This is a genomic window from Coprococcus sp. HPP0074, assembly GCF_964238105.1.
Classification (GTDB): domain Bacteria; phylum Bacillota; class Clostridia; order Lachnospirales; family Lachnospiraceae; genus Faecalimonas; species Faecalimonas umbilicata.
Genome location: NZ_CAXSKS010000001.1, coordinates 57,193 through 82,234, shown reverse-complemented (window position 1 = coordinate 82,234; position 25,042 = coordinate 57,193). Strand labels below are relative to the sequence as shown.

28 protein-coding genes are annotated in these 25,042 nt (G+C 42.5%); 3 read left to right on the top strand and 25 right to left on the bottom strand.

The window, feature by feature from the left end:
- Positions 1-105: 105 nt before the first annotated feature.
- Positions 106-627 carry a TetR/AcrR family transcriptional regulator gene (locus ACESPO_RS00445; RefSeq protein ID WP_009262025.1) on the top strand — a complete coding sequence of 174 codons (522 nt, stop codon included), beginning with the start codon at positions 106-108 and terminating at the stop codon, positions 625-627.
- Position 628: 1 nt separating this feature from the next.
- On the opposite strand, the gene ACESPO_RS00440 is transcribed toward ACESPO_RS00445, so the two are convergent.
- From ACESPO_RS00440 to ACESPO_RS00390, 11 genes are all read right to left on the bottom strand, one after another.
- On the bottom strand, positions 629-928 hold the full coding sequence (locus ACESPO_RS00440) for a hypothetical protein (protein ID WP_009262026.1): 300 nt from the start codon (positions 926-928) through the stop codon (positions 629-631).
- Positions 929-1,040: 112 nt separating this feature from the next.
- Positions 1,041-2,324, bottom strand: coding sequence for a bifunctional phosphoribosyl-AMP cyclohydrolase/phosphoribosyl-ATP diphosphatase HisIE (gene hisIE, locus ACESPO_RS00435; RefSeq protein ID WP_119987244.1), 1,284 nt, complete (start codon positions 2,322-2,324; stop codon positions 1,041-1,043).
- Between the two features lie 36 nt (positions 2,325-2,360).
- A complete protein-coding gene (hisZ, locus tag ACESPO_RS00430; RefSeq protein ID WP_499788314.1) occupies positions 2,361-3,614 on the bottom strand; it encodes an ATP phosphoribosyltransferase regulatory subunit in 1,254 nt (417 codons plus the stop codon).
- A 75-nt stretch (positions 3,615-3,689) separates the two neighbouring features.
- A complete protein-coding gene (locus ACESPO_RS00425) occupies positions 3,690-4,220 on the bottom strand; it encodes a Holliday junction resolvase RecU (protein WP_119987250.1) in 531 nt (176 codons plus the stop codon).
- Complete coding sequence (locus ACESPO_RS00420) at positions 4,220-5,191, bottom strand: RluA family pseudouridine synthase (protein ID WP_009262030.1); 972 nt, start codon at positions 5,189-5,191, stop codon at positions 4,220-4,222. Before ACESPO_RS00420 ends, ACESPO_RS00425 begins: the two co-directional genes overlap by 1 nt.
- Positions 5,192-5,223: 32 nt before the next feature.
- Complete coding sequence (locus ACESPO_RS00415) at positions 5,224-5,784, bottom strand: hypothetical protein (RefSeq protein WP_016440619.1); 561 nt, start codon at positions 5,782-5,784, stop codon at positions 5,224-5,226.
- A 19-nt stretch (positions 5,785-5,803) separates the two neighbouring features.
- On the bottom strand, positions 5,804-6,568 hold the full coding sequence (locus ACESPO_RS00410) for an SDR family NAD(P)-dependent oxidoreductase (RefSeq protein WP_008975321.1): 765 nt from the start codon (positions 6,566-6,568) through the stop codon (positions 5,804-5,806).
- A 38-nt stretch (positions 6,569-6,606) separates the two neighbouring features.
- Entirely contained in the window at positions 6,607-8,526 is a 1,920-nt protein-coding gene (locus ACESPO_RS00405) for a YgiQ family radical SAM protein (protein ID WP_120105383.1), read from the bottom strand.
- Positions 8,527-8,531: 5 nt separating this feature from the next.
- Positions 8,532-9,257: a pseudouridine synthase gene (locus tag ACESPO_RS00400; protein WP_016438555.1), complete on the bottom strand. Its 726-nt coding sequence runs from the start codon at positions 9,255-9,257 to the stop codon at positions 8,532-8,534.
- A complete protein-coding gene (locus tag ACESPO_RS00395; protein WP_009262034.1) occupies positions 9,245-10,660 on the bottom strand; it encodes an RsmF rRNA methyltransferase first C-terminal domain-containing protein in 1,416 nt (471 codons plus the stop codon). The genes ACESPO_RS00400 and ACESPO_RS00395 overlap by 13 nt, the downstream gene beginning before the upstream one ends.
- A 144-nt stretch (positions 10,661-10,804) precedes the next feature.
- Entirely contained in the window at positions 10,805-11,689 is an 885-nt protein-coding gene (locus ACESPO_RS00390; RefSeq protein WP_336305294.1) for a M23 family metallopeptidase, read from the bottom strand.
- Positions 11,690-11,863: 174 nt separating this feature from the next.
- Between ACESPO_RS00390 and ACESPO_RS00385 the strand changes: the two genes are divergently transcribed.
- Positions 11,864-12,817, top strand: a complete 954-nt coding sequence (locus ACESPO_RS00385) for a nucleoside recognition domain-containing protein (protein WP_119987259.1) — start codon at positions 11,864-11,866, stop codon at positions 12,815-12,817.
- 2 nt (positions 12,818-12,819) lie between these two features.
- Here the strand turns inward: ACESPO_RS00385 and ACESPO_RS00380 are convergent, their stop codons facing one another.
- The 8 genes from ACESPO_RS00380 to ACESPO_RS00345 all read right to left on the bottom strand — a co-directional run bounded on the left by ACESPO_RS00380 (position 12,820) and on the right by ACESPO_RS00345 (position 19,727).
- A complete protein-coding gene (locus ACESPO_RS00380; protein ID WP_008975315.1) occupies positions 12,820-13,395 on the bottom strand; it encodes an ATP synthase subunit B family protein in 576 nt (191 codons plus the stop codon).
- A 2-nt stretch (positions 13,396-13,397) separates the two neighbouring features.
- Positions 13,398-13,889, bottom strand: a complete 492-nt coding sequence (gene coaD, locus ACESPO_RS00375; protein WP_008975314.1) for a pantetheine-phosphate adenylyltransferase — start codon at positions 13,887-13,889, stop codon at positions 13,398-13,400.
- On the bottom strand, positions 13,883-14,452 hold the full coding sequence (gene rsmD / locus ACESPO_RS00370) for a 16S rRNA (guanine(966)-N(2))-methyltransferase RsmD (RefSeq protein ID WP_016438552.1): 570 nt from the start codon (positions 14,450-14,452) through the stop codon (positions 13,883-13,885). The genes coaD and rsmD overlap by 7 nt, the downstream gene beginning before the upstream one ends.
- A 138-nt stretch (positions 14,453-14,590) precedes the next feature.
- On the bottom strand, positions 14,591-14,926 hold the full coding sequence (locus tag ACESPO_RS00365) for a cyclic-di-AMP receptor (protein ID WP_008975312.1): 336 nt from the start codon (positions 14,924-14,926) through the stop codon (positions 14,591-14,593).
- A 142-nt stretch (positions 14,927-15,068) separates the two neighbouring features.
- Positions 15,069-15,275, bottom strand: coding sequence for an alpha/beta-type small acid-soluble spore protein (locus tag ACESPO_RS00360; RefSeq protein WP_009262038.1), 207 nt, complete (start codon positions 15,273-15,275; stop codon positions 15,069-15,071).
- A gap of 158 nt (positions 15,276-15,433) precedes the next feature.
- On the bottom strand, positions 15,434-17,491 hold the full coding sequence (gene recG / locus ACESPO_RS00355; RefSeq protein ID WP_119987262.1) for an ATP-dependent DNA helicase RecG: 2,058 nt from the start codon (positions 17,489-17,491) through the stop codon (positions 15,434-15,436).
- A 197-nt stretch (positions 17,492-17,688) separates the two neighbouring features.
- Positions 17,689-19,350 carry a DAK2 domain-containing protein gene (locus tag ACESPO_RS00350; RefSeq protein ID WP_336305293.1) on the bottom strand — a complete coding sequence of 554 codons (1,662 nt, stop codon included), beginning with the start codon at positions 19,348-19,350 and terminating at the stop codon, positions 17,689-17,691.
- A 17-nt stretch (positions 19,351-19,367) separates the two neighbouring features.
- A complete protein-coding gene (locus ACESPO_RS00345; RefSeq protein ID WP_009262041.1) occupies positions 19,368-19,727 on the bottom strand; it encodes an Asp23/Gls24 family envelope stress response protein in 360 nt (119 codons plus the stop codon).
- A 205-nt stretch (positions 19,728-19,932) separates the two neighbouring features.
- Between ACESPO_RS00345 and rpmB the strand changes: the two genes are divergently transcribed.
- On the top strand, positions 19,933-20,118 hold the full coding sequence (gene rpmB / locus ACESPO_RS00340; protein WP_008975306.1) for a 50S ribosomal protein L28: 186 nt from the start codon (positions 19,933-19,935) through the stop codon (positions 20,116-20,118).
- 125 nt (positions 20,119-20,243) lie between these two features.
- On the opposite strand, the gene ACESPO_RS00335 is transcribed toward rpmB, so the two are convergent.
- The 6 genes from ACESPO_RS00335 to ACESPO_RS00310 are packed head-to-tail and all read right to left on the bottom strand — an operon-like array spanning position 20,244 to position 25,042.
- Entirely contained in the window at positions 20,244-20,381 is a 138-nt protein-coding gene (locus ACESPO_RS00335; RefSeq protein ID WP_008975305.1) for a hypothetical protein, read from the bottom strand.
- Positions 20,382-20,438: 57 nt separating this feature from the next.
- The gene (locus ACESPO_RS00330; RefSeq protein WP_119987268.1) at positions 20,439-20,846 is read right to left on the bottom strand and encodes a GerW family sporulation protein; all 408 of its coding nucleotides are present in this window, start codon (positions 20,844-20,846) and stop codon (positions 20,439-20,441) included.
- A gap of 12 nt (positions 20,847-20,858) precedes the next feature.
- Positions 20,859-21,863 (bottom strand): DUF2953 domain-containing protein, encoded by a 1,005-nt coding sequence (locus ACESPO_RS00325; protein WP_119987271.1) that lies wholly within the window; start codon positions 21,861-21,863, stop codon positions 20,859-20,861.
- Positions 21,864-21,874: 11 nt separating this feature from the next.
- On the bottom strand, positions 21,875-22,216 hold the full coding sequence (locus ACESPO_RS00320; RefSeq protein WP_270602338.1) for a hypothetical protein: 342 nt from the start codon (positions 22,214-22,216) through the stop codon (positions 21,875-21,877).
- 23 nt (positions 22,217-22,239) lie between these two features.
- On the bottom strand, positions 22,240-23,733 hold the full coding sequence (locus ACESPO_RS00315) for a peptidoglycan D,D-transpeptidase FtsI family protein (protein ID WP_330639726.1): 1,494 nt from the start codon (positions 23,731-23,733) through the stop codon (positions 22,240-22,242).
- Positions 23,618-25,042 carry an FtsW/RodA/SpoVE family cell cycle protein gene (locus tag ACESPO_RS00310; protein ID WP_016440629.1) on the bottom strand — a complete coding sequence of 475 codons (1,425 nt, stop codon included), beginning with the start codon at positions 25,040-25,042 and terminating at the stop codon, positions 23,618-23,620. Before ACESPO_RS00310 ends, ACESPO_RS00315 begins: the two co-directional genes overlap by 116 nt.

Here is a 25,042-nt window from a genome sequence, read left to right as displayed (position 1 = left end):
TCTAAAATAGATGATACAAATATATCAAGTAAACAATATAGCATATCTGCAAAAAAAATCAATGCAGAAACTTACAAATGAAACAAAACAGGAGATTTTGTATCTATGAAAAGAACCCAACGCACAAGCGATTTTCTAAAGGAATGCATTGCCGATTCGCTTTTAAGACTTCTGCGCACAAAGCCCCTTGAGGCAATTACGATCCGTGAGATCACTGAACTCGCCAATGTCAGTCGTGTCACTTACTATCGGAATTTCACTTCCAAAGAAGAAGTCATTGAATTTAAGCTGGACAAACTAATGACAGACTGGATTGAACACGAAAAAACAATCCGTAATACTTCTGCCTGTGAACTTGCAATCCGCTTTTTCCAGTTTTTCTACTCCATCCGGGATATCGTTCAGACTCTGATTCAGGCGAAACTATCACTTTTGCTTCTCAACGCACTGATCATACGCTTTGGTGACGTTTTTACACAAGACTGTGCCGAATATTATCGCCAGATTTTCATCTCCTTCGGACTGTGCGGAGTGATTCTTACATGGATGGATACCGGTATGAACGAGTCTCCGGAAGAAATGGGAAAAATAGTCACGGAAACATTTTTCCCGCAAGAACAGACTTAACTTACTTTAAGAATTCTCCCACCGGTTGCTGATATGTAATTGCCTCTATGATTTTTGCACTATCGTATGTTCCAACAGAAGTTTTCTCATAATCGATCCCCGCAAAAATCAAAAATAAAATCAGACTGACACAAACACGCAGCACAAAGGTAGAGCGGGGCAGTGCCTCCTCTTTCTCATAAAGTTGATGATACGCTCCCTGACAACGCGGATGGATTGCCGGATTGGATGTTCGTCCACTTCCATATAGATTTCTTGCTTGTGCAAGTAGTTCTTCTCTTCTTTTTTCTGTCTCATTCATGCGAGTCTCTCCTCTCCGTCCCGACATGTTTATAGTTGCTCCTAAAACAGCGGGCATACACTTCTTTTATAAAGTGTATGCCCGCTTAATTTCTGACAGACCAGTCCATCTGTTATCTCTCCGCAAGTTCTTTAATAATATCTTCCCACTTCACGCCTCGCTCAACCATAAGTACCATCGCATGATAAAGGAAATCAGAAATCTCTCCTTTGATTTCACCCGGGTTTGGGTTCTTTGCTGCAATGATCAATTCAGTTGCTTCTTCCCCAACTTTCTTGAGAATCTTATCAATTCCTTTGTCAAACAAATAGTTCGTATAAGATCCATCTCTCGGATTTTTTTTGCACTCAAGAATCTTCTCATAAACCGTTTCAAACACTTGAAGCGGATTCGTGCCGTCATAATCCGTACCAACAAGCGGTTGGAAGAAGCACGTTGCATTCCCGGTCTTACATGCCGGTCCGATCTGTTCTACTTTTGCAAGCAAAGCCTCCTTATCACAGTTGATCGTAAGTGCCTTCACATACTGATAATGGCCGCTTTCCTTCCCCTGTACTTTGCTTCTTTTCGCTTCTCTGTCATAATAAGTCATCTTTCCGGTTTTGATTGTATTGTAAAATGCCTCTTTATCCATATAGGAAAACATCAACACTTCTCCAGTCTTATAGCTTTGTGCGATCACAGGAAGAAGCCCCTCCTCATTGAGGTGAAACTCTGAAAACTCCATCATGCTCTCGAACGAAGTCATTTTGATATTTTCCTTGGCGCACTGCTCTTTAAATGCAACAAAATCCATTGTCGTCCGGCTTACATAAGCGCCGGAAAGTCCTTTCACCCCCGGACATTTTAAAATCTTAAACAGTTCTGACTTCTCATTCGTATCTGTAAGCACCACACACGGAATATCTGTCACGTTCATGACCGAATCCAAATCTAGTCTGTGCATAAATAAAATTTCACTGCTGCACTCTTCGATCAAATGCTGTTGCTTAAACAGCGCATCAAAATCATTGAGAGAAACTGAGATTTTCTCCTTTCCAAACCTCTTTGCCGCCTCCTCGATCAACTCAAAGGAAATCGCTTTCGAGAAATTCAATACTGCCCGTTTCGCACCCGCATACAAGATTTTCTTGATATCTTCCTGCCGCTTGATATTTCCTCCCGCTACCATCGGAATGCGTATTGCCCGGCTGATCTTCTTCATAATTGCTATTGCTTGCTCATGTTCTTCGTCAGAAGAAGACAGATCGAACACAAAAAGTTCATCCGCACCATGATCACTGTAATATTTTGCCAGAGAAACTACATTTTCTGAAAGGACTTCTCTGTTGTCAAACCATTTTACTGCCTTCCCTTCATCGATGAAAATGCAAGGAATTAATTTTTTATAACTCATTTTTACAATTCGCTCCTTTATCAATTTCAGATCGCCTTACGCACAGTCTACGACTTTTTTCTCTCCCGTGTGTAAATTCACCATGATGATCTGCTCATCTCTCCTCAGATAGATTAAGCTGCCCGCCTGCTTTCTGCGCCCATAGATATGATATACCGACAGATTTTTCTTTTCTTCCCGTTCAAGCAGCTCTACTCGTTTCCCTTTTCCGCGGAACTCCTTCGCAAGAGAGATTGCGTACTTCCTCTGCTCCTGGTCAAAGAGCAGGATTATCTGCTCCGGTTCCTCCGGAATTTGGATTTTCTGTCGGATCAGTGCTTTCATCAGCTCATCTGTACCGATTGCAAACCCTGCTGCCGGAAGTTCTCTTCCGAATCTTTCCATCAACCTGTCATACCGTCCACCTTTCGCGACAGGTTCCCCGCCTCCAAAAGTATCGCTCTTAAAAATCATTCCACTATAATAAGCATATTTTCCACACATGCCAAGATCAAATGTGATCATCTCCTGCATGTGGTACAGTTTCAAAATTTCATAAACTTCTTTTAAACGCTCCAAAGCAAGAATTGCCCGCCTGTCCGGTGCCAGCTCTCTCGCCTCATTTAAAATTTCCACACTTCCAACCAATTCTGGAAGGCGATAAAAAACTTCTCTGATCGGACGCTTTACCGGAAGTTTCTCAAGAAGTTCTCTCATACCAAGGAAATTTCTCCTTGCAATCATCGTCCGCACCTTTTCTTTGACTTCGGCAGGGAATTGTGCCGCATCCAAAAGGCTTTGCAGAAATTCCACATGCCCGACACTGATCTGAAATTCTTTCATCCCAGCGCGCTTCAGACTATCTGCCGCAAGCGCGATCAACTCTGCATCTGCACCTGCAGTTCCATCTCCAATCAGTTCTGCACCAAGCTGCGTGCTTTCACACAATTCTCCCTGCTGACTTCCATGATTTAAAAATGTATTTCCTATGTAACACATCCTAAGCGGTACAGAATCCTTTTCAAACTGTGTCACTGCAACTCTTGCTACCGATGGTGTAATATCCGGTCGCAACGCAAGTGTGTTTCCCTCCCGGTCAAAAAATTTATAGAGTTCTCTGGAAGATACGATTCCGGTGTCTCTTCCAAATACTTCCAGAAATTCAAAGGCAGGTGTCTGAATGTCTTCATATCCATACAAATGAAGCATTTCATGCAGTTCTTCTTGAAGCAACAACTTTTTTCTGCACTCTTTTCCATAAATATCTTTGACTCCCTCTGGTGTATGCAAAATCTTCTGTCTCATAGCCATTCTCCCCTTCTCCTTACAATTTTTACTTATCTTTTGGCATCATTTTTTATCTTCCCTTATCTTTTGTACTTCTTTTTACTCTCTTTCCTCTAGATCTTTCTGAAGCGCATCAAGATACGGTACATATCCCCCTGCCATCTTTAGAAAAAAGTGCTTCGAAAGCTCTTCCCTTCGAATGCTCTTTCTGCCGCCGGTTTGCCCCCGCTCCCAAAAGCGTTCCATCTCGGCACAGCGCATATAATACAATTCATTCCGTCTACTGAAATAGATCAATAAAAATGCGACCCCATCCTGCTTTTCAAAATTTTTCATAAATTCCAGTTGATGTTCATGGATATTCTGCAATGGGAAAGTATCTGCATTACACTCCTTTGCATCAAAACAAACCGGGATCCCCTGAACTGCTCCGATATAATCCACTGTACTCCGCTGCTCAAAATACGCAAGCGTAATATGCCTGTGTTCCTTGTCAATCCGCACCGGGGTGATCGGTGTCGGTATCTTCTGAATCAACGCAAGTCCCTTCTCCAGATATCTCTCATTAGTCCTGTTGATCATATCCTCCAGCGTAGATCCCCGAAGCCCTCTGGAATTCCATGTCCCCATCAGCGCTCACTCCTTGATTCTTTGCAGATTTTTGCAAACAGCGGTGGGACGTCTGCAATAAACACCTTCTCAGACAGCTGACTGCAAACTCCCTCCATCACCGGAAACTCTAACCGGTACGCATGAAGCAGCTGCGATTTCAATCCATATTTTTTTTGATAAAAGTCGTTTAATTTTCGGTCCCCATATTTATAATCTCCGATCAGCGGATGGCCTTCTGAGGCAAGGTGTGCGCGAATCTGATGCGTCTTTCCGGTAATCAGCCGTACTTCCAGCAATGTCACACCCTCTTTTGTCCACAACGGATGATATTCCGTCTCAATCGGCTGGTCAGATGGGTCCGATGGTCTGTCTAAAATCTGCACCTTGTTAGTCTTTTCATCCTTTTTCAGCCATCCTTTCAGATATTGGTCTTCTCGGATCACTCCCTGCACAAGACATCGATAATATTTGTGGAGAGTTCGCTCTTTGAAAAGTTCTCCCATTTTCTGAAGCCCCGGAAGGCTTTTCCCTGCCACGACTATTCCACTTGTATTGCGGTCGAGCCGGTTGCAGATTGACGGACGGAAACTTTTTAGTGTTTCTTCTGAGAGTTCCCCTGCGTCAAGCAGATACGAAATCAGATGTTCCACAAGAGAAACATCACTTTCCTTTGCCTTCTGCGACAACATTCCTACTGGTTTATTGATCAGAACAACATCTTGATCTTCGTAGATTACGGATAAATTTGTTTTTGTTCTCTGAATTTTTACGCTGGAAAATTTCCGAATCGTCTCGTCTGCCAAAAACAATTTTACTATATCCCCTTCTTCCAGTTTCTCATTTCCAGTTGCTTTCTTTCCGTTGAGGACAATATTTTTCTTTCGCATCATTTTATAGAAAAAACTCTTTGGCGCTTCATTTAAATACTTTGCCAGCAGTTTATCCAGACGCTGGCCAGCCTCATTTTTTGTCACTTTAATTTCCTGCATCTTTTTTCTCCCGCTCTTTTTCAAGTCTGATTTTACAGAGAAATATTCAGAACAATGCCTAAGAGCTTCTGTTCCCTTTCCTCATTTCGCTCATGTCCCAGTGCTTCCAGTTCCCGCAGTCTCTGCAAAAATGTCTCGTAATTTTCATAAATCTTGATTGTCATTTTCTGATAGCCGTTCTGCGATAAAATCTGGGTAATATGTTTCTGGGCATATGCCGGATCTGTCTTTTTGCTTCTTGTATAACCAATCATCACATGATCAGAAACTGTCATACAGTCGATCGGCATGATTTTCTCATAGCTTGTCACAACCAGATCATAGACAACCGGAAGGGTTCCTGCTACCCGTCCGATCTCTTCTGCTTCTTTCTGTCCTATCGAATGGTACGGCCACCTCGTGATCACGCCGACAAGAGATTTTCCTGCCGGAAGACATCCTAAGACTGCAACGACAGTCAATAGATTTTTCTTCGTATGTGTCGTCAGGTAACCCGTCGCCATGATCGCGATGACCAGACCAAACATCATCGCTGTTTTTAAAATTTCTTTTTTCTTCTGTGAATCCAGATAACCTGGTCTTCCTTTTTTCATTTTCTCACCTGTCTCTGATTTACTTCCAGAAATGCTGCATCACACCAAGCACAACCTTCTGCGGCAGGACTTTTGTTGCAATCCTAGCACTTTTCATTGAAATGCCGCAAACAGACAATTTTTTGCCTCTTGCCGCATCAAGTAATGCCTGCCGTACAACGACTTCCGGCTCTTTCATAAAGTTATCCTTTGCATTTTGACCATCTTCTTCCGTACGAGCTACCTCAAAAAATTCGGTGCGAACCGGTCCGGGGCACACTGCCGTCACAAAAATTCCTCTTTTTTTCACTTCCTCGCCGAGCGCATCCGAAAAACTTTTCACATACGCCTTCGTCGCTGCATATACCGAAAACTTTGGCTGTGGGCAGAATGCTGCCGCAGATGCCACATTGACAATTCTGCTGCCTGTACTCATATATGGAAGAACTATACATGTCATATAGGTCAGCCCTTCACAATTTAGACGGACCATATCTGCCTGATCAGTCGAAGAGATTTCTTCCACTTCTCCAACTTTGCCAAATCCTGCTGCATTGACGAGCATACGGACATCTGGATTAAATTCCTGAAGCGCTGCTGCTATTTTGTCAAATGCACTCCGATGCCTTAAGTCTGCTGCAAAGATTCTTACTTTTGTCATCATCCTGCTCTCTACTTCCAGAAGTCTGTCTTCTCTTCTGGCAATGATCCAGATCTCATCCAGTTCTTTGTACAGCGATTCAATCTGTCGTACAAATTCTCTTCCGAGTCCGGAAGATGCTCCTGTTACAATTACAATTTTCATTTTTTACACTCCCCTTATCTTTTACTGTTTCTTATAGGCTACTGTTTCTTTTTATGCACGTTTCGGATTGCTTTTTTCTTCTGCTTCCCTTTCCCCTGTGCTTTCGCCTGAGACTTTCCCTGTGCCTGCTTTCTGAAGCCTTCCCCGGATCCTTGTTTTGGCTGTCTTGGACGGATCAGACAATGTCTGTCATATCCTACCAGATCCATACGTCCCGCCTTTTTCAGCGCCTCCATCACCAGATCGTAATTTTTTGGATTCCGGTACTGGATCAGTGCTCGCTGCATCGCTTTCTCATGCGGATTCACCGGCACATATACTTTTTCCATTGTTCTCGGATCCACCCCCGTATAGTACATGCAGGTTGAAATCGTCGAAGGTGTCGGGTAGAAATCCTGTACCTGCTCCGGCATATAGCCAAGATCTCTCAAATACTCTGCAAGCTCTACCGCCTCTTTCATCGTTGATCCCGGATGAGAAGACATCAGATACGGAACTAAAAACTGATTTTTCCCCAACTTCTGATTGATCTTCTTATATTTTTCAGTAAATGCCTCATATACCCGGTTCTCCGGTTTCCCCATCTTTTGAAGCACTGCATCCGAGATATGTTCCGGTGCCACCTTCAGCTGACCGCTGACGTGGTGCTCGCACAATTCTCTGAAAAACGTATCGTCTTTGTCTGCCATCAGATAATCAAACCGAATACCAGAACGGATAAATACTTTCTTCACATTTGGAAGTTCACGTAATTTTCTCAGCAATTTTAAGTAATCCTTATGATCCACTTTCAAATTTCGGCACGGTTTTGGGAAAAGACACTGCTTTTCTTTGCATACCCCGTACTGAAGCTGCTTTTCGCAGGACGGTGCACGGAAATTTGCTGTCGGTCCGCCGACATCATGAATATATCCTTTAAAATCCTTATCCCATATAAACTGATTTGCCTCCGCCAAAAGCGACTCATGACTTCTCGTCTGGATGATACGCCCCTGATGAAAAGTCAACGCACAGAAATTACATCCTCCAAAGCATCCCCGGTTGCTGATCAGACTGTATTTTACTTCTTCAATCGCCGGAACTCCTCCTGCGGCTTCATAGGACGGATGATAGGTCCGCATATACGGGAAGCTATACACTCTGTCCATCTCTGGCTGTGACAAAGGCTTCGCCGGAGGATTCTGCACGACATACAGATGATCCGAATAAGATTCCACAAGTCGTTTCCCTGAAAATGGATCTGTATTACAGTATTGTACATAAAAACTTCTTGCATAGTTTAATTTATCTTTTTTCAACTCTTCATAAGACGGAAGCGTAACAGCATCATAGACACTGCTCAGATCTTTCGCCTTGTACACCGTCCCATCGATAAAGGTGATATCCCCGACTGCTATTCCACTCTTTAGCGCATCTGCGATCTCAACGATCGATCGTTCTCCCATCCCATAGGAGATCAGATCTGCTCCCGAATCTAACAAGATGGAACGCTTCAGATGATTCGACCAGTAATCATAGTGTGCAAGCCGCCTCAAACTTGCCTCAATCCCCCCGATAATGACCGGTGTTTTTTTATAGACCTGCCGAATCAGATTTCCATAGACGATTGTCGCATAATCCGGACGTTTCCCCATGACTCCTCCTGGTGTAAAGGCATCGGTCTTTCTTCTTTTCTTAGATACAGAATAATGGTTGACCATCGAGTCCATATTTCCCCCGCTGATCAGAAATCCAAGTTTCGGTTCTCCATATTCCATAATGCTTGTATTATCTTTCCAGTCCGGCTGGGAAATGATTCCCACCCGGTATCCATTTGCCTCCAGAATCCGGCTGATGATTGCCGGGCCAAACGATGGATGATCCACATAGGCATCCCCGATCACATAAGCAAAATCTACTGCATCCCATCCTCGTTCTTCCATATCCTTTCTGCACACTGGCAAAAATCCTTGATTCATTCTTTCTACCTCATTTGTTTTAATTGTGTAAGTTCCTGTTCTGTCAATTTCCGATATTCGCCAGGAAGAAGTTTTTCATCCAGCACAAGACTTCCCATCGACAGACGTTTTAAATAAGTCACTTTCTTTCCGACCGCCTCAAACATTCTTTTGACTTGATGAAACTTCCCTTCACGGATCGTAAGGGTAATCTCCGACTCCTCACCGGAAGATAAAATTGTAAGTACTGCCGGAAGAGTCACTCTCTTTTCACCAATATCGACCCCTTTCCCAAACAACTCCACATCTTCTTCTGTCACGGTTCCCTCTATTTTGGCATAATACTTCTTATCCACATGCTTTTTCGGTGACAAAAGATCATGCGCCAGTGCTCCATCGTTTGTAATGAGTAAAAGTCCTTCGGTATCCTTATCCAGCCTTCCTGCTGGAAATAAATCCTTTCTCCTTCGATCTTCGATAAGGTCTATCACTGTCTTATCTCTTGGATCCTCTGTTGCCGATACAACTCCTGCCGGTTTGTTCAGCATATAATATTCATATTGGTGATAAGAGACAATCGCTCCGCTACATACAACTACTTGCTTCTCACAATCTACTTTCTCTTCCGGTTTTTTTACAATCAGACCGTCCACAGTGACCAGTCCCTTCCGGATCATCTGTTTTACTTCACTTCTTGTCCCGACCTGCATATCAGCAAGATATTTATCTAATCTCAACATTATGACTGCCATCTCCATCCTGGAAGATATTTATTCTTCACTGTTCCGGCAGAGAGTTTTCCCCATCCCAGAGGATACTCATCGACACAGATCAGATACCATCCTTTTTCTTTCTGTGAGACTAGATCTTCCACATCCAACGTCTCTCCTTTTAAATACTTGACCACGCGCTCATCTTCTGCTGAAAGACAAAGGCAGTACCTGTATTCTTCCTTTTTCAAATTCATCGCAAACGCCTGGCTTGGCTCAAATCTGTTCTTCTTCAGTTCTCCGAGAAGCAGACCCGTGCGTAGGAATCGAATCCCTCTGACATCCGGCAGATCCTCCGGCATATAGTAGACGCACTCCCCGTGGATTTCCAAACGGCTTTTCTCTAAGTCCCAACCGACATTTTCAAAAAACGCTTCGAGTTCCTCCGGAATCTTTCTCACACCTGTCTTCGCAATTCTGTCTGCTTTTATCCTTCTTTGTCTTGTCTGCTCTTCGTTTTCTTCCTTTGGTTGTTCCCCTTTCTGCAACAGTGCCACATAGTGTCCTTCTCCATGAAGCTTATGCGGGAACATCCGCACAGTCCTGGACAAGTCTTCCCGTTTGCTTCTGGAAACTTCCGGAAGTCCCGGACAAAATCCTTCGTACGGTGCAATCTCACAAATTTGAAATTCCGGATACTGCTCTAACAAATATTCGATCGTCCCTTCGTTTTCTTCCGAATCAAATGTACAAGTGGAATACAGCATCATTCCACCCGGCTTTAACATCCTCGCTGCCTGTGTCACGATACTTCTCTGAATCTTTGCAAAAAATTCCGGTCCATGTTCTTCCCATGCCTTGACCATCTTTTTATCTTTTCGGAACATTCCTTCCCCGGAGCAAGGCGCATCAATCAAAATCTTATCAAAATACTCCTCAAAATATTCCTCTATTTTCCCAGGTTCCTCACTCAGCACAAGTACATTTCCAATTCCAAACAATTCAATATTCTTTAACAATCCCTTCGCCCTGGAATTGCTGATATCATTTGCAACAAGTACACCTGTCCCATCCAGCTTAGCTCCGAGCTCTGTCGCCTTTCCTCCTGGGGCCGCACACACATCGAATACTTTATCTCCCGGATTGATTGGAAGACGATTTGCCGGAGTCATCGCACTTGGCTCCTGAAGATAGTAGAGTCCTGCAAAATAATACGGATGCTTTGACGGCTGTATATGGTCTCCATCGTAGTAAAACCCATTCTCAATCCATGGAATCGGCTTCAGTTCAAACGGAGAAATTTTCAGAAACTCCTCCACACTGATCTTTCTCGTATTTACGCGAAGCCCGTACAAACGCGGCTCATCATAACATTTTATATATTCTTCATATTCTTCCTGAAGCAAATCCTTCATTTTTTCTTCAAATTTAATTGGTAAATTCATTTTTTCCTCCAAATGGTATTATCTCAAAAAAATCACCCAATATATTGTATCATATTCCATTTTATTACACCACCCCAAACCTCAGAGAAAAGTATCCCGTTCCCGCGCAGAAAAATACACTTTTGATGCACTGGTAGTCTAATGTTAATATCGATATCTCAGTTTTTTCTGCTCTGCATACTTCAAAATTGCATACGGGTTGATACTCATCTCAGTTCCATCCGGATAAATATAAATACCGAGGTGCAAATGAACCGGAAACATTCCTTTTGTCCCTGCTTCTCCATACCCAGTATCTCCCATAAATCCAAGAAGCTGCCCGGCTTTCACCTGATCGCCAACCTTCAAATTTGCATAGGAATCCAGGTGTGCATAATAAAAATACGCCCCCGCCTCAGTCCAGATTCCAATCCGGTTCCCGCCTTTTTCAAGCCATCCGATCTTTGCCACAGTTCCATCCGTTATACTGATGATTGGATACAGCCCTCTTACATTTTCCCCCGCCATCAGATCCGTCCCCTCATGTCCTCTTTTTCCTCCATAATTTCGCTCTTCCATCCATGAATCTGCAAAGGACACAAATTTTCTGCCAGGCTTTTCTGATTCCGGTATCGGAAAATACTCCACTGCATTCCAGATTGCGCGGCAGGTAGTTCTGTATGATTTATAGGAAGGATTTCTCTTCCAGCGTTTTTCTCTCTCCTGAAATGTTTCACCGGAAATCTGCCACGGGAATGTTTCGTATCCGAATTTTGTCTCCAGCCAGTAGATTCCAAGGTCTCTGCCGGGGTCTTCTGCTTTCTGTATGTAGGACTCCATTTCCTCCGTCACATACTGTCTCCGAAACGCTGCTGTCTGAACTGTATTCGCATGCAGTCTTTCAGATTTCCCCTCTTCATAGACTTCATGCAGCCCAATCTGACAGAAAAATGCTGCCAGAAACACAAACAAAATCCGTCTGATCCTTTCCCGTCCAAATACTCCCTGTCTCATACTATCTGCCGCCCTGCAGTTTTTCTTCACCACCATTCTATGAATCTTCCTGTGACTTTATCCGTCATCCTTTCATTGCTTATGATATTTTTCGCATCCGGACCATACTTCCTATTTTCTAATCTCGAGGAGTATTGGACATAAAAAGTAATTTTCCCCCATATGAATAATTACAGAAAATCTATTTGGACATTCACAGGAGGTCATACTATGAAACGTAAAGCTGCAAGTTTTGGAATCATTCTTTTTTTCCTCATCATGCTCTTGTGCCCGCAGGAAGTATTTTTTGGAGCAAGCAAAGGACTTCTTCTCTGGTTTCAAACAGTTCTTCCAACACTGCTTCCATTTATGATTCTGTCCGGACTTTTGATTTCTACAAACAGTATCGTCTACCTGGACCGGATCTTCGGACCTCTTTTTTGCAGACTCTTCCGTACTTCTGAAAACGCTTCTTTTGCCATTATCGCAGGATTTCTCTGTGGTTATCCAATGGGTGCCAAAGTTACCGCAGATCTTCTCCGGCAAGAACGAATTTCTAAGGCAGAAGGGCAATACTTGCTTTCTTTTTGCAATAATACTAGTCCGATGTTTATCATCAGCTACATCGTCTGGCAAAATTTTCAGGACAAATCCCTTCTTGTCCCGACTTTATTCCTTTTGTTTTTGACTCCGATTTTATCAAGTATTCTTTTCTATCCTTTTTACCATAAAAAGCAAAAGACTTCTTCGCCAGAAAAAAACATTTCTGACAGCACAAAAAAACAGGCACCCCACATTTGTATCAAATTTCAAATGTTGGATACCTGCATTATGAATAGTTTTGAAGCGATCACAAAGATTGGAGGTTATATCATGCTCTTCTCCATCCTGATCTCACTATTGTCCTCTGCCCCACTGCAGAAAATTTCGCTTCTGCATATAGCACTTCCGTTTCTAGAAATCACAAACGGGATCTCAATGTTATGCGCCGCTGACACTTCCTGCGCTGTACGCTTCGTTCTGACACTTTCTCTCACGGCATTCGGCGGTGTCTGCTCGATTGCACAGACAAACTGTATGTTAGAAGGAACCGGACTTTCCATATTTCCTTATTTCCTTCAAAAACTGATCACCGCAATTCTCTGTGGGATGCTGTCAGCTCTTTTCTTCCAACTCTTCGTCTAGCCTTAGTTCTGAGTTGCATTTCCGTCATACTCTGCTTCTTCCGGCTGAACAAGTTCCGCACGATTTGCACGTACAACGTCATAGCATTCTTTCAGTGAATTTACAAGTCCATCAAATTTAGATGTATAACTGTCCATTGTGTGTCCGACAATACTTTCAACACCTGCTAAAAGTTCGTCTGTATATTGTACAGCACCTAACCGGATATCATTTGCATCATTTGTAGCATTATCAAGAATCTGCTGCGCCTGCTCTGTCGCTGCCATCACAACTTCATTTGCCTGCGCATAAGCCTGCTGCATAATCTCATGCTCACTTACCAGCTCGTTTGTCTGTACATGCGCTTCCTCCAGCATACTGTCTGCTTTTGCCTGCGCATCTGCAAGAATCGCATCCTTATTAGAAATAATCTTCTGATAACGCTTGATCTCATCCGGTGTCTTCATGCGGAGTTCCCGAAGTAATTCATCAATGTGATCCTTATTTACGATAATCTTTGATGTAGATAATGGCTTAAACGGACATCCGTCAATATACTCCTCAATCTCTTCAATAATCTGCTCAATACGGCTGCTCATAGTTACACTCTCCTTTTGGTTTTCATCTTTTCTTCTATCTTATCTACGACCAGTTCTGGTACAAACTGTGTGATGTCGCCTCCAAATGCTGCCACTTCTTTTACAGTTGTCGAGCTAAGAAACGAATACTCCAGACTTGTGGTCAGAAACATCGTCTCTATCTCTGGTTCTAACTTGTGATTGGTCTGTGACATTTGCAACTCATATTCAAAATCTGTAATCGCGCGCAGTCCTCTTACAATTACCTTTGCACCGATCTGCTTTGCAAACTCTACCAACAATCCGTCAAAGGCCATCACCTTGACATTTGGCAGATCTTTTGTCACTTCTTCTAGTATTCTAACACGTTCTTCCACAGAAAACAACGGCGTTTTTGCTTTATTATTCAGCACACCGACAATTAATTCATCTGCGATCTGACCGGAGCGCCGGATCATATCCAGATGTCCAAATGTAACCGGATCAAAACTGCCCGGATAAATTGCTCTTAACATACTCTTTCGCTTCCTTCCAGTGCGAGGAACAAATGCAGATTGGTCTTATATTCTTTCTTTTTCAACACTGAAAATCCAAAAGATTCTACATAAGAAAAGTCCGTCGACTTAGATGCCTCTACGATGATCACACTGTCCTCATCAATCAGCTTCGATTCTGCAAGATACTCCAACACCTGCTTTTCCAACAGTTTATTATATGGCGGATCCATAAAAATATAGTCAAATGTTCCGCTTCCTTCCATGCGTCTGAGCGCAGTCATAACATCTGTCGCCATCGTCACCGCGCGTTCTTCCAATTTTGTTTTCTTCAGATTCTCTTTGATACACGCCATCGCTTTCGGATTCTGCTCCACAAATACAGCTTCCCCGGCTCCTCGGCTAAGTGCCTCAATCCCGATTCCTCCGCTTCCGGCAAACAGATCTAGAAATCTGCAATCATATAAGTAAGGAGAAATCATATTAAACAGCGTTTCCTTAATACGGTCCGTTGTCGGTCTTGTATCCAGACCATCCAATGTCTTTAATTGTAATCTTTTCGCGCTTCCTGCAATTACTCTCATAAGTTCTCCTTTCTCTCTTTCTCATTTTTACCGGCAAGCATCTGACTGCATTTTCAGAAAAGTATACCGGTTCTCGTCTATTATATAAATTTGTTGTAATATTGTCAAATATAAAAAGAATGTGCCTTGGCACATTCTTTATACTTTATGGAACTCCTCTACATTGATCACAAAGATGGTGGCTCCTCCGGCTTCTACTGTGATTGGCACAAACGAATAATTGCTCACAGGAGCACCGCTTCCCATATATGGAGCCTGCACTTCGATCTGCTGTCTCTTTGCGCATTCTTCTTTCACAATCTCAATTACTTCCGGAACTTTCTCATCCTCTGTACCGATCATCAATGTTGTATTTCCTCTCTTTAAAAATCCACCGGTACTGGAAAGCTTTGTGACACTGAACTTTTTCTCATTCAATTTTCTTGTCGCTCTTTCACTATCTTCATCATGTACGATCGCATATACTAACTTCATTTCAAAGCCCCCTTCACATGCTCTTGCTTTTCCGTTATTTTACCATTTTTTTATAAAATATGCAATCAAAGAATGAGAAAAAGCGCATAGGATTTTCCCATACGCTTTTCTCATTCTTCTACCTTTTGATCAACATTCCGGCTTATTTACCAGCCATCTGTTTCTCCTGCTGTTCAATCATTTTCTTTACCATATATCCACCAACAGATCCGTTCTGTCGGGATGTGAGGTCTCCGTTATATCCTTCTGTTAAAGGTACTCCAAGCTCGTTTGCTACCTCGTATTTGAATTTGTCTAATGCTTCTTTTGCCTCTGGTACTGCTGTTCTGTTTGATGAACGACTTGCCATGATTTTTTCCTCCTTTAAATAACTATCTTTTTGTTTTTGTAACAATTGTTTTTTGTTACATGGATAGTATATGGAGTTTTTCTGTTCTTACACTGGAAATTTTTTCTTTTTCGCAATACGACAATTTTACGTTTCTTCTAAGCTTGTATTTTATCCTTTTACAGTGTATTCTCAATCGCACTTTTCTGCACAGAATGCTGGATATGTTCTTTTAGATTTCTGCACGCCTCTTCTTCAAGCCCTTTTCCATTTTTCAAAATCCAGTCTGCCGCCTCATTTGCTCTCTGGAGAATCTTCGCATCTTGAAAGACGTCTCCAAGCCGGAAATCCATCAGACCGCTCTGCCTGATCCCGAAGAGATCTCCCGGACCGCGGAGCTTTAAATCTTCATTCGCAATATAAAATCCATCGTTAGAACGATTCAAAATTTCCAGACGTTCTTTTGTCTCTTTCCCTTTCGAACCACTCATAAAGATGCAGTAGGACTGATAGTTCCCTCTGCCGACACGTCCGCGCAGCTGGTGAAGCTGTGCAAGTCCAAACCGTTCTGCGTTTTCGATCATCATGACCGTAGCATTAGGAACATTGATCCCGACCTCGATCACAGTTGTTGACACAAGCACCTGCGATTCATTCTTTCCGAACCGCTCCATAATCTCATCCTTTTGCGACTGTTTCATTTTCCCGTGCAGAAAATCTACAATAATGTCCTCCCCCAATTCTCCCTGTAGCTTTTCCGCATAATCGATAACATTTTCCGCCTCCATATGTTCACTCTCTTCCACCATCGGACAGATTACATAACACTGCCTTCCCTCCGCTACCTGGCGTCTGATAAACTGGTATGCCGTCTTTCGATAACTGGTATCAACGACACAGTTTTTAATCGGGAGCCTGTTCGCCGGAAGTTCATCGATCACCGACACATCCAGATCCCCGTACAAAATGATCGCCAATGTACGCGGAATCGGTGTCGCGCTCATAACAAGAATATGAGGCAGTTCCCCTTTTCCCGCAAACTGTTCTCTCTGTTTTACTCCAAATCGATGCTGTTCGTCAGTCACAACAAGTGCCAGATTCGCATAAGTTACTTTCTCCTGGATCAGCGCGTGTGTTCCGACAATGATCTGTGCCTGCCCCGATTCGATACGCCCGTATGCAAGCCGTTTTTCTTTTGCTGTCATCGAACCTGTCAGCAATTCTACTTTTAACGGAATCTCATATTGTTCAAACATCTCTGTGATAGAATCAAAATGCTGTCTTGCAAGCACCTCTGTCGGAGCCATCATCGCTCCCTGCCAGCCACAGAACGCCACACTCATCAAACTTAAGACTGCTATGATCGTCTTACCTGATCCGACGTCCCCCTGAATCAGACGCGCCATCGTATGTGTGCCTGCCATATCTTTTTGAAGCTGTTCCCATACTTTTTTCTGGGCATTCGTCAATTCATAAGGAAGCTTTTTCAAAAACGCTTCTATCTCCTCTGATGGATGAATCGGAAACTGATTTCGACTTCGCTCTTTCTTTTCTTTCATTTGCCGTAGCGAAAGAATAAATACAAGGAACTCCTCAAAGACCAATCTTTCGCGCGCCTGATAAAATTCCTGCTTTTCTTTTGGAAAATGTATTCCTCTCACTGAAAAGTTATACTCTGCCAGATGGTATTTCATACGCACGGTTGCCGGAAGGATCTCTTTTTGCAGTTCTAGATACTCAAGAGCCTGTCGCACCGCTTTCATCACCGCATTATTTGTCAGTCCTGCCGTCAGGGGATAGATTGGCTGAAGCGTATCTAATTTTTTTTCATAGCTATCCTCCGGAGAAAAAATCTCCGGATGTTCCATAACTCTAACTCCCTTTTTTGTCACAACCCTTCCGCGCAAAATCACAATCTGACCATTTTGCAGTGTATTTCTCAGAAAAGGCATCCGGTACCAGACAACTTTTATTGTTCCCGTCATGTCTTTTAGATATCCGCTTGTCACCTGAGCCCCCCGACTGCTCACCTGAAGCGTCCCATAAATCATGCCTCTGACCGCCTGCACTTTCTGTTCCTGAATCTCCCCGATACTAACAGGTGGATCATAGACATCATACCCTCGCGGAAAATACCGAATCAGATCTCCCACGGTAAAAACCCCTAGTTTCTGAAACAGCTTTTCTGTTTTCTCTCCAATTCCTTTTAATTCTCCGACTCCCGACTGCTCATTCATGAATTTCTTTTTTCTCCTTTTTTAGTAGATTTTTCACCGACCACTTTCTTAAAATACCTCGATAGAAAAAAGCCGTAAGACAAATCGATTGTTGCACTATCCCACCATTTCTGATTTTCCCTTGTGCAGCCCGATCTTATCCCACGGCAGCTTTCCCATATATGATTTTCTAATAGCAGAATTGCTCTGCTTCTCTCCTACTCAACAGATACTACATAATAGTAAATCGGCTGACCTCCAAAATGTGTATCTACATCCACGTCCGGATAAGTCTCTTCCAGTTCTTCTGTGAATCTGTCCGCCTCTTCCTCGGATACCTCTTCCCCATAGTACAGGCTGATTAATTCTGAGTCTTCTGTCACAAGATGTGCGAGCATCTCCTTTGTTGTCTCCTCCACGGAAGTTCCGACAGCAAGAATTCCACTGTCACCGATTCCCATGATATCTCCTTGATGAATTTCCTTGTCATCAATCTTTGTATCTCTGACCGCATAAGTTACCTGGCCTGATTTTACATTTTTTATTTCTTCCAACATAGTTTCTTCATTCCAGTCAGCATCATTTTCCGGGGAAAAATTGATAATTGCTGTAATGCCCTGAGGCACGGTCTTTGTCGGAATTACAATAATATCTTTATCTTCTGTCAGCTCTTTTGCCTGATTAGCGGCAAGAATGATATTCTTATTATTCGGAAGAATAAAGATATGTTTTGCATGAACCGCATCGATAGCTGTGAGCATGTCCTCTGTACTTGGGTTCATTGTCTGACCGCCTTCAATAATGTAGTCTGCTCCAAGTTCACGGAAAATCTCGTTCATTCCTTCTCCGATAGAAACTGCGATAAATCCCATATCTTTCATAGGAATTTCTTTCTTCTCAGCAGCCTGCTGTGCTGCGAGTTTCTCTGCATCACGAATCAGCTTCTCTTGATGTTCCTCACGCATATTGTCAATCTTCATACGAGACAACTGTCCATAAGTGAGTGCTTTCTGAATTGCAAGACCCGGATCATTTGTGTGCACATGGATTTTCACAATCTCATCATCTGCAACACATACAATAGAATCTCCGATCGATTCCAGATAAGCTTTAAATTCCATCTCATCTGCCTCTGTAAAATGCTTTTCTGTCATGATGATAAATTCTGTGCAATAACCAAACTTAATATGTGCAGCTGTATCCTGGCTGACTCTTGTCACAGTAGCATCACTTCCTGCGGAAATCGCGCTATAATCTACCTCTTTGCCAAGAAATGCATCATAAGCACCCTTTAAAACTTCTAAAAGTCCTTGTCCGCCGGAATCCACAACACCCGCTTCTTTTAAGACCGGGAGCATATCCGGTGTCTGAGAAAGTACATATTCGGCATGTGCGATCACTTGCGGGATAAACTCTTCCAAGTCATCTGTCTCTCCGACCAGTTCCATCGCTTTCTCTGCAATCCCTCTTGCAACAGTAAGAATCGTACCTTCCTTTGGTTTCATGACAGCCTTGTAAGCGGTCTCCTTCGCTTTTTCACATGCATTGGCAAGTACAACTACATCTACTTCATCATACTCCTTTATCCCCTTTGTGAAACCACGGAACAGCTGAGAGAGAATAACACCGGAATTTCCTCTTGCACCTCTGAGGGAACCAGATGAAATTGCCTTTGCAAGTGTCTCCATCTCCACTTTCTCCAACGCAGATACTTCTTTGGCTGCTGACATGATAGTCAGAGACATATTGGTACCCGTATCTCCATCTGGAACCGGAAATACATTCAGTTCGTTGATAAATTCTTTCTTTGCTTCTATGTTCGCAGCTCCTGCCAGAAACATCTTTCTGATCATCCCTGCATTCATTGTCTTCATTGCCACAATGAGTTCCTCCTTAACTAATCAATAACTCTTACGCCTTCTACGAAGATATTGATCTTCTCCACCGGCATACCAGAAAATTCTTCTACTTTATATTTGACGTTACTGATCAGATTATCAGATACCGCCGAAATACTAACCCCATATACAACGATCACATGAAAGTTTAAAGTAATCTTGTTCTCATCTGAGATGGATACCTGAATCCCGTGTGTCAGGCTTTCTTTCTTTAGTAATTTTACAAGTCCGTCCTTCATGCTGACTGCTGCCATTCCGACAATCCCGAAGCACTCCACAGCAACCGAACCTGCATATTTTGCAATTACCTCCGAATCAATAGTAATGATTCCAAGTTCTGTACTCATACAACCTTTCATATCTATTCCCTCCAATTCTTTTGGATTTTTTCGCTTCGCATGCATTTAACATATGTATTATACTCTGTTTTGCTTCACTTTACAAGAATTCCTACTAAAGTTTTTCCTTTTTGAATTTTATGCTTGCAAAATCCAACACTTTCTGATAGAATAAACAGTGTTATGAGTCTAAAGAAGACTATTAAGATCGTTAGGAGGTGCAATTATGGCTAAATGTGCTATTTGTGAAAAGGGTGCTCACTTCGGAAATAACGTAAGTCACTCTAATAGAAAAACACCAAAAATGTGGAAATCAAATGTAAAATCAGTAAGAGTTAAAACAGAAGGCGGTTCTAAAAAAATGTATGTTTGTACTTCTTGCTTAAAATCTGGCAAAGTTGAACGTGCTTAATCAGCCTTAAAAAAGAGCCTGTATCTTATCGTTTTGATAAATGATAAGATACAGGCTCTTTTTCTGTTCGAAAGCCAATTTCACGAAAAGAAAAAAAACAGAGAGAACTTCTCCCTGTTTTCCTATCAGCAGCTAAACAGCAAATATCCTGCCAGAATACAGATCAGTATCAGCATCACTGTCCAGAAAGTATTTTCAAGGAACATTGTAATCAACATCCCGATCGCCACAAAAAACAGCGCAAATCCCGCAACACGTTTCATCTATGTCCCCCGTTTCAAACACTTTCTTTACTTCCAGTTTATGCAGGCTTTCTGTTCTTATGCCTGTCCGTTCTTATCTGCTTCCGCTTCACTCAGCATTTCATTTACTTCTTTTTCTGTCACTGTCTTCTCGCCCTTGGAGCTAAAGCGGTCAATAACCTCTGGAACCATATCAAGAATTTTTGTGATAGTATCCTGATTTTTAATGTTCACAAGTCTTGTTGTACCATTCTGAATAACAAGAACTGCACTCGGTGACATCTTTCCACCAAGACCTCCTCCCGCTCTGTCTTTCTGTTCACCTGCAAAAGCTCCTGCTCCAACACCAAAGGAAACCTCCACCAGAGGCAGGATGATCGTGTCTCCAATATGAATCGCCTCACCTACCACCGTCTTCGAAGAAAGGACACTGTCCATTCCATGAAAAAGAGCTTCTACTGTTCCACTAAATTTGTTCTCTGCCATCACATTTTCCTCCTACCATTTTAATTTTTTGATATCTATGATGATTTTTCTTACATCTCGGTCTTTGATCAATCTCCACAGAATGGCTAGCATCCGGAAATTATGGATTTTGCCCTCTATATGGACAGAACCCTCTAATACTTTATTCTCAAAATCCGGTACAATAACTGTATTCTCCCCCAAAAACGGGAACAGCATACCAAGCACTGCCAGCGCCTGTCCGGTCATATACGGATCTTCCAGACCAATTTTTCCTACAATCTTAACATCTTTCGGAGAGACATGTCCAAGAAACCTTCGCACTTCCCGCTTCAGACTGCAAAATGCCCTGCGATGAGAAGCATCTGTGAGAAAGCTTTCGATTTGTTCCTTTTTTCCTCGAAAATTTCTTCTCATTGCAAGAATCTTTCTCCAAAAACTTTTGCAGCTTTCTATCCACTCAGAAATTTTCTCTTTCATACGGTCCCAAAGAGGCTTTTTCTTTCTGCCGCCTGCTTTTCGCCGATCAGCTGTGAAACTTTCCTTTTCTTCCTCTTCTTTGTCTATCCCAGATTCCGTTTTCTCCTGATGACACTCTCTTTTCTCCGCCTGCTCTTGCACGTTATTTTCAGGCAGAGAACGATTTGTTTTCTCCGGTGGCAGACTCTCTTTCTGCTCCTTTAAAAATTTCTGTTCCTCTTTTTCTTTCTGAAGATCATTTTCTTCTTTTTCTTCTGGAACTTCGATTTTTTCTTCCGACTTTCCTTCTTTTTCTTCCGAGAACAGATATTTCCAACCGATTCTGATTTTCATATCTGCTTTCCCTTTTTTCCAGCAGGCAGTCAAAAAAAATAATTTCCACATCCAAGAAAGTTCAAACTCTGCTTCCAGTGTCTCTATATCATTTTGACAGGATGCATCTGCACGGTACCGAACGGGAACAAATAGTCCCAAATTAATGAGTAACAATACTAAGAGCAAAAAAACCGCCAGTACAATCCCTATCCATTTTAAAATCAGCAACAAAATATGCAGCATAACTTTACCTGTCAGATCCTTTCCTGAATATATTTTTTCATCTCAAGTGTCTTTGTGGCCTCATGCACTTCCTCTGCGATTTTTCTCACAAGCTCATATGCTTCCCATTCACTTGCCGCAATTCCAACGATCCATGAATCCTTCTCAAAATAGAGCGGTTGAAGAAGCATTGCTGCATGATAAATTTCCAGCTGTTCTCCTTCTTTTTGGGAAAGCACAATCACATATGCTTGAAGTTGTGGCCTTCTATACTTTATTTTCCGTAAAATTGATTTTTCTTTTCCTTTGATAGATTCCCCGACATAGAGATTCCTATAAATATTCATCTGTCCGCCTTCTTTATCTCTTTTCATCTTTTTTCCAAAATGCACTGCCCTTATTCATAATAATACGCATTCATAATAGCTTTTGCAACCGGAATCGCCCTTCCACCGGTTTGCATCTCATTTCCTTCTACGATCACACTGACGACAAGTTCCGGATCCTCCACATTTGTAAACCCGACAAACCAGGAATGACTCTGACCGTCGGAACCATATTCTGCAGTCCCTGTCTTCCCGGCAACACTGTAACTTTCTCCAGAAAGCTCCATTCCGGTTCCCTGTGTCACAACCGATGTCATATACTGTGTCAGAATGGATGCCTCTTCCGCTGTCATCAATTCCTTATAAACGGAAGGTTTGTTCTTTTTCACCGGTGTTCCGGTATAATTCGTCACTTCACTCACAAGATAAGGCTTCATCAGTTTTCCACCATTTGCCACCGCCGATGTGATCAGTGCCATATGATATGGACTGACCTGTGTATCTCCCTGTCCCATCGCAGTCATCATCACTTCCGCGCTTGTCGATGTTTCCTCTAAAGAAAAATCACTCTTCCGGTAATCCAACACCGATGGCAACTTAGAATTAAAGAGCAGCTGTTTACATGTCTTTGCATAGGATTTTCTGTCAAGACTCAATCCAATATTTGCAAATGAGGAGTTACATGAATTGGCAAAAGAAGTATTCAAATCCTGAAATCCATGTGCGATATGATTAAAGCACGGGATCGTAGTACCATCATAAGTAATTTCCCCATAGCAATCATATGTATATGCACCATAGGCCGGCTGCTCCCGGATATATTCCAGCGCTGTTACTATCTTGAAGATTGAACCCGGAGCATAAGCTCCCTGCATGGCACGGTTTAAAAGAGGACTCTGCTCATTGTCCGCGTTTAAATATTCCCAGTTGTCTTCAACACTGTTTGGATCAAAGGACGGCTTGGAAACCATCGCCAATATTTTCCCGGTATCCGCCTCCATGACAACAACCGCACCTTTTTCATCTCCCAATGCATTGTATGCTGTTGTCTGCAGTTTTGCATCCAGTGTTGTAACAACACTGTCCCCGGTATTTTTTTTCGCCTGAAATTCTTTGATAATCCGCTCTACAAAAAAAGCATTGGAAGTCAGAAGATCAAAATTTTCTGCAGATTCCAGTCCGCTCTTTCCGTTGACATCATAACCGACTACATGGGCAAATACTTCGCCATACGGATAGGTACGCATCTCACTTCCATCTTCTGCCACTTCCGTTTTTGCCAGTACCTCTCCATTTCGGTCAAGGATCGAACCTCTCACAACACGGTCAGAAAATGTATCCTGTCTTGTATTATACGGACTATTAATAATTTTTTCACTCTTCACCACATTAAAATATACAATATATCCCATCAGAACAAGAAACAATGTGACAAACAAGTAGGTCACTCTAGCGAATTCTTTGTTTGTAGCCTTCTTCTTTTTTTGTCTTTCTTTTTCTCGTTTCCTTTTGGAACGCTTCCCGTCTTCTCTCATCTCGTAATTGTCTTGCTTTCTTTCTCTCAATGATCTCTTCCTCATCTTCTCTTAAAATATACAGTCCCTGAATAATCGCAAACATGATCAGTGTACTTAAGATAGAGCTTCCTCCGTAACTGACAAGCGGAAGTGTCACCCCGGTAGATGGGATAAATTTTGTCACACCGCCGATCGTTAGAAATACCTGAAAGATATAGCAGGTACCAAGCCCTAATGCTACAAGCTTATAGAATCGGTTGCGCAGCTGCATGGCAATATTCAAAAACATAATATAGCAACTTACACAAACAAGGATCAAGCATAGTCCAAAAATCAATCCCAGTTCTTCCACGATTGCAGAAAAAATAAAATCTTCTGCTGCTACCGGTATACTCTCCGGAGATCCCTGACAAAGTCCCATGCCTAACCACCCTCCGGTCCCGATTGCAAACAGCGACTGCGCCACCTGGAATCCTCCGGTTTCATAAGTTGCAAACGGATCTTTCCAGACAGATACACGAACCTTGATATGCCGGAACAAATGATAAGCGATCACTGCCGCACCACTTCCCGCCAGCATTCCTCCAGCCAGATAAAGCGGTTGCTTTGTCGCCACATAAAGCATGATCAGGTACACAACAAACAAAATCAGAGCAGCTCCCAGATCTGTCGATGCCACAAGAATCAGCACGTGTGCCGCGGCAATTGCCGTCGTGATCACTACATTTTTAAAATCTGTCGATTTCCGAAGACTCGCCGCCACAAAAAATACAAACGAGATCTTTACAAACTCCGACGGCTGGATACTGATCCCTGCAACAGAAAACCCAAGTTTTGCCCCGCCGGATGTCACCGCAAATACTGCAACAAGTGCAAGTGCCGCAAGACCTACACCTGCATAAATATAAGTCCATTCCGCCAACGACTTCATCTTTCGTATGACAACCGGAACGATCAGACTTATTATCATCGAGATTCCAACAAAAATAAACTGTTTGATTGCCTTCTCTGTATTCAAGCGCAAAATCATAATAAAACCGATTGATAAAAGCATACACATGTTGTTGATTACGACTCTTGATACGTTCGGATAAAGAATCGTATACAGCGCGATCACCGCAAGAAACAAAATCACCTGCGCCAAATAGAAAAATATAATCTCTGTCTTTCCGGTCTTCAGATACATGACCCCATATGCAATCAACTGAATGGAAAACATCAGCTTATTCTGTCTTAATAGAATCTGCTGCCTGTCCTCCTCGTATTCATAACGAAATACAGAAAAACAAGAATACGTATATACTGTCATCAGAACAATCAACAGATATTTTGAAAATTCAACTATAATATTTACCAA